Origin of the sequence: Blautia sp. AM29-29, assembly GCF_003480555.1 — a bacterium.
Classification (GTDB): Bacteria; Bacillota; Clostridia; order Lachnospirales; family Lachnospiraceae; genus Fusicatenibacter; species Fusicatenibacter saccharivorans.
On record NZ_QUJD01000036.1, the window covers coordinates 1 to 4,283 of the forward strand.

Annotated in this window: 8 protein-coding genes and 3 pseudogenes; 5 read left to right on the forward strand and 6 right to left on the reverse strand. The window is 39.1% G+C overall.

Features of this window, described 5'->3' with window-relative positions; all coding sequences use genetic code 11:
* Nucleotides 1-146: pseudogene (locus DW769_RS15805) on the reverse strand (MarR family transcriptional regulator); the annotation flags it as partial.
* A 122-nt stretch (nucleotides 147-268) separates the two neighbouring features.
* Nucleotides 269-871, reverse strand: coding sequence for a Type 1 glutamine amidotransferase-like domain-containing protein (locus DW769_RS15810; RefSeq protein ID WP_117813321.1), 603 nt, complete (start codon nucleotides 869-871; stop codon nucleotides 269-271).
* Between the two features lie 189 nt (nucleotides 872-1,060).
* Between DW769_RS15810 and DW769_RS15815 the strand changes: the two genes are divergently transcribed.
* The 4 genes and pseudogenes from DW769_RS15815 to DW769_RS15830 all read left to right on the forward strand — a co-directional run bounded on the left by DW769_RS15815 (nucleotide 1,061) and on the right by DW769_RS15830 (nucleotide 2,049).
* Nucleotides 1,061-1,228 carry a hypothetical protein gene (locus DW769_RS15815; protein WP_242998373.1) on the forward strand — a complete coding sequence of 56 codons (168 nt, stop codon included), beginning with the start codon at nucleotides 1,061-1,063 and terminating at the stop codon, nucleotides 1,226-1,228.
* Nucleotides 1,229-1,257: 29 nt separating this feature from the next.
* Nucleotides 1,258-1,584, forward strand: a complete 327-nt coding sequence (locus DW769_RS15820; protein WP_029471619.1) for a hypothetical protein — start codon at nucleotides 1,258-1,260, stop codon at nucleotides 1,582-1,584.
* An 8-nt stretch (nucleotides 1,585-1,592) separates the two neighbouring features.
* Nucleotides 1,593-1,766, forward strand: a pseudogene (locus DW769_RS15825) (dUTP diphosphatase); the annotation flags it as partial.
* Nucleotides 1,767-1,770: 4 nt separating this feature from the next.
* Entirely contained in the window at nucleotides 1,771-2,049 is a 279-nt protein-coding gene (locus DW769_RS15830; RefSeq protein ID WP_092072478.1) for a helix-turn-helix domain-containing protein, read from the forward strand.
* Nucleotides 2,050-2,094: 45 nt separating this feature from the next.
* On the opposite strand, the gene DW769_RS16665 is transcribed toward DW769_RS15830, so the two are convergent.
* On the reverse strand, nucleotides 2,095-2,379 hold the full coding sequence (locus DW769_RS16665) for a hypothetical protein (RefSeq protein WP_199605753.1): 285 nt from the start codon (nucleotides 2,377-2,379) through the stop codon (nucleotides 2,095-2,097).
* A 109-nt stretch (nucleotides 2,380-2,488) separates the two neighbouring features.
* Here DW769_RS16665 and DW769_RS15835 point away from each other — a divergent pair, with 109 nt between their 5' ends.
* On the forward strand, nucleotides 2,489-2,806 hold the full coding sequence (locus DW769_RS15835) for a hypothetical protein (protein ID WP_242998374.1): 318 nt from the start codon (nucleotides 2,489-2,491) through the stop codon (nucleotides 2,804-2,806).
* Between the two features lie 76 nt (nucleotides 2,807-2,882).
* Here the strand turns inward: DW769_RS15835 and DW769_RS15840 are convergent, their stop codons facing one another.
* From DW769_RS15840 to DW769_RS17485, 3 genes and pseudogenes are all read right to left on the reverse strand, one after another.
* On the reverse strand, nucleotides 2,883-3,137 hold the full coding sequence (locus tag DW769_RS15840) for an LPXTG cell wall anchor domain-containing protein (RefSeq protein WP_117813323.1): 255 nt from the start codon (nucleotides 3,135-3,137) through the stop codon (nucleotides 2,883-2,885).
* Nucleotides 3,122-3,616, reverse strand: a complete 495-nt coding sequence (locus DW769_RS17480; RefSeq protein WP_372554997.1) for a class C sortase — start codon at nucleotides 3,614-3,616, stop codon at nucleotides 3,122-3,124. The genes DW769_RS15840 and DW769_RS17480 overlap by 16 nt, the downstream gene beginning before the upstream one ends.
* An 18-nt stretch (nucleotides 3,617-3,634) precedes the next feature.
* Nucleotides 3,635-4,018, reverse strand: a pseudogene (locus DW769_RS17485) (reverse transcriptase domain-containing protein); the annotation flags it as partial.
* Nucleotides 4,019-4,283: the final 265 nt, after the last annotated feature.

Consider the following 4,283-nt stretch of genomic DNA (forward strand, 5'->3'; position numbering starts at 1 on the left):
ATACCATCCTCCTGCCACAGCACATAAAGAATACGTCCCTGGGCTCCATTAAATGCATCAATATTCTTTTCACTGAGAATCTTCTCGAAAATCCGGTCTCCAAGCTGTTTTATTTTGGTAACAAGAAATCCTCCATTCATTTCCATGCAAAAGCTCCTATATAGTAGTTTATTAAAAACATACTATATAGGAGCTTTATTGTCAACAGTTTATATATCTTAATAGGTAAATTCCGTTTTTTTCAATTCTCCAAACTTGAATTTTCAAATTAGTCTTTGCAAATAACCTTTGAACCGTCACCGTCAATTACAATTCCCTGACAGTTGTTAATTGGGCATAGATTCAAATCCGAAAACTCAGTCATTATTTTCTCGGTAACTTTCTTAAATGGTGCTGTAAGATAATGCGGAAGAACATAGAAATCAATCAAAGCAAGCCCTGCATCATCTTCTTGTGAGTAGTCCTCCGGCTTTTCATCCATTTGCTGGATATATTGGATGCTTGGAGCGCATATAATTGCGCCTGCCGACTCGCCGATCATCAATTTTCCATTTGCCAATTCCTTTTTCAGCAGCCCATCAGTTCCCGTTTTACGGAGCCGGTCCATAAGAAAAAAAGAATTTCCGCCGGTAAAATATATCACATCTGCATCTTCAAAAACAGACTGTATCGTTGAATAAGCCTCCGTTGAAATATCAATTTCAGTTACGATTGCTCCCAACTTTTTGAATAATTTTCGAGCCGAGCCGACATAACCGGTGTAGCCTTCACGCAGCGAAGCTGTTGGAATAAATGCGACTTTCTTATTTTCAATTTCTTCCTTTATCAGACTTCCTACACTTGAAAAATGCGAACATAAAAATAGTTTCATCAATATTCTCCTTTATAAATTCAGATTTTCTCAATTCTCCAAACTTCGATTTGCACTTCAAATCGTTTTCTTCATTCTATCACAGCATCTATTATTCTGTCATCAATCTTTCGAACCAAGTATCCATGACAATAATAAACTGGCTTGCCCCTTTCCACTCTTGCAGCATTTCATCCAGAGTTTTGTGTTTTGCAAAAAGAAAAACTGCAACAGCAGATAGCTTCCGAAGAAGAAGCAATAAGCAGCTTGAAAGAAAAATTAAAAGATCTGGATACTGCCGATCAGAATGTTGATGCCATTCTTCAGATGCAGATTCCAGAAGCAGCGAGATCAAAAACCAAAGATCTCGAACGATAACTATCACAAAACGAAGGAGGAACTATTACATGACACAAGAAGAATTTAATGTTGTATTTGAACTTCAAATGAGGAAATGTGCTGATATCCTGGCACATAAAAAGAAAGAATATACCGGTGACAATATTGACCGCCTCAGTGCATTCAAGATTGCTGCCGCTTTACAAAACTGCGATCCAAAAGCAGCACTGGCCGGTATGATGTCGAAACATGTCGTATCCCTTTACGATATGTGTTATTCCACTCTGTTACATTTTGACATGGAACAGTGGGATGAAAAAATCACAGACTGCATCAATTATCTGATCCTTTTAAAAGCTCTGGTAAAGGAGGAACAGGCCTATGGATCACATTGAAACAGCTATCTTACCGTGGTGAGATCCATGCCATTATCAGTAACGTGAGCACATCTTCTCAGACCATTCATAAAGACACACGCGTCGGTCAGCTGGTAATCACACCAGTCGTGATCGCAGACTTTGTCCTGGACCTTGGTGAAGGACGAGGAACTGGGGCATTTGGAAGTACAGGAGAATAATACTATGATTACATTTGGAAGAAAATTAAAACACTTAAGACAGAAAAATCATCTTACTCAGAAAGAACTTGGCATGGCTGTTGGCTTTCCCGACAGCTGTGCCGATGTCCGGATTGCTCAGTACGAAAGCGATGTCCGAACACCGAAAGAGGATCTTATGAAACTCTTCGCATCAACACTCGGTGTTCCGGTTGAACTCTTTACCGTACCGGTACTCTCAGAACCCAGAGAGTATGAGGCCGCGGAGTATTGGAGGTATGAACTTGGGGCAGAGTTGGGTTGATTTTTCCCCGCTAGCTAAAAAACGTCTGCGTAAAACGAATTTGTTTTATGCAGACATTTTCTCTAACTTTGATTTAGAAAATTTATACAGCAATGATTGCCGGAATGACAAGACAGAACCACGTCCTAATATTTCCTGAATATCCGTGGAAATAATATACTCTTCATTTAAAAGAGCTAATCTGAATTTATCTAAAATCATTTCCCGATTCTGGGAGTCACCAACATAATACACCTTCATTTTTTTGCAACTTGTTACTAAAAATTGCATCAGAAAATTTCTATTACCCTTATACATAATAGTATTAGTTATATCTTCTTCCGGATTCATTGCTTCTTCTGTTAAAGCGACTGATCAGAGAATAGCTCAAATCACCAGTGAGCTGAGTACACAGAAAGTCATTCAAAAACACTGCGATTCTTACCGGCTCTGCCGTAAAGTGATTGAAGATTGCAAATCTGCAAAAAATCCAAAAGCTTACCGTACCAAGCATCAGGCAGAATACCAGCTCCACGATTCACTAAAAAAAGAGCTGCAAGATCTCGGTATTACCAAAATCCCAAGCTCTAATAAAATTCAGAAGCGGATTGAACATCTTGAATCTGAACAAGCTGCTACTGTCCGAGAAAAACAGGAATTGCAGAAAAAACAGAAAACACTAGATATCATCCAGCAGAATTTCACAGTACTACTCAATGCTCCTCATATATCAAACAACGATATCAATCGTACCGTTGCACCACCACTTCAACACTAATATCAGAAACGTTTTAAACCGTATAACACAAGAAAACTGATTCCACCGCAATGGATCAGTTTTCTTTAAATAATGGCTACTTCATTTTTCTCTTTTTATATAATCCTACAATCAAACCAAGACTAACAATCGCTATTAAAAACCATGCAACTATATTTGTTGTATCTCCGGTTTTTACCGTATTTATTATTTTCTGAATAGTATTTGGCTTATCTGGTTTTCCTGTTCTGCTTCCTGCTTCAGCATGGATTGTTGAAATATCTATAAAATTACCGACAAGAAAAAGCATAACGAATAAAATAATGTGAATACTTCTTATCTTCTTTCGCACCTTGCTTTCCTCCTTTTTCTATCTCGTATACTATAAATTACAGCTATCATCAGCCCTATAAAAATCACTATAATTGTTACAATCAGCACTTTAGCAGTAAAAGATAACTCTGGTTTTATATTTGTATCAGGCTCTTGCTTTGTTGCCTCTTCATAAGGTATTCTCTCTCCTCGAACCAAAAGTCTGTGTGTGTTGATTGCAAATGGTGTACACGTAACAAGTGTTGCATAATCCTTACCTGGTTCAATGGACAAGCTATCTGTCTCTTGTGGCAAAACCGTTAATATCTGATCAATCTGATATGCCAGGGTTTCATCTAAGACTTTAATGTAAAAAATATCCCCTACTTCCAGTTTATCTATATTGGTAAATAGTGTTTTTGTCGGAAGACCTCTATGTCCGGTCAGAACTGTATGTGTACTTTCTCCACCAACTGGAAGCGATGTACCCCAAAAATGTCCGACACCTGCCTGTAACACAGCTTCACTTGTTCCATGATCAAGTGCTGTCAGGATTGCTTGCTGTGCACATCTATTCGGTCTGAATCCGTAGCTATGGTCATGGAACTGTTCCTCATAGATTGGTGTTAAGACCTGTGCAATGGCTTGTTGTATGAATCTGTCTGTTACTGTTGGTACTCCCAGGTTTCTGACACCACCGTCTGGCTTTGGTATCTCCACTCTTCGTACTGGTTGAGGTTTATATTTTCTTGTCCTCAACTGTTCCTTGATAATTTCGCCGTCCTTTACAAGATGTTCTTTAAGTTCTGTGTACTTCATTCCGTCCACTCCCTCGGCACCTTTATTTCGTACGACTTGCAGATATGCTCTGTTGAGATTATCGCTGGATAGTATCTGCTTCATTAGACTACTTGTGTCCATGCGTTCTTTCCTTTCCGTCTCGCTTGATTTGACCACCTTTTTCCCGATTGATTACGGCAGATGTTGTCATTTCTGCAATACGAGACATACTCAAACTTATTGATTGTTCGCCCCTTCGCTCCATCTCCATTACAGAGACTTCTTCGCTACTATGGGCTCGGCTGACTTCTCACAGTTCGTTGTTACTAGGCTAATGAAACCTCTGTGAGACCTCCACGCTTAAGGTGCACGCTCTTTCCTCTCATATATCCGCCACATTTACTCG

Excerpts from the sequence above, each read along its gene's own strand:
- DW769_RS15830 (WP_092072478.1), top strand. The coding sequence starts at position 1,771 with ATGATTACATTTGGAAGAAAATTAAAACACTTAAGACAGAAAAATCAT.
- DW769_RS16665 (WP_199605753.1), bottom strand. The coding sequence starts at position 2,379 with ATGAATCCGGAAGAAGATATAACTAATACTATTATGTATAAGGGTAAT.
- DW769_RS15820 (WP_029471619.1), top strand. The coding sequence starts at position 1,258 with ATGACACAAGAAGAATTTAATGTTGTATTTGAACTTCAAATGAGGAAA.
- DW769_RS15810 (WP_117813321.1), bottom strand. The coding sequence starts at position 871 with ATGAAACTATTTTTATGTTCGCATTTTTCAAGTGTAGGAAGTCTGATA.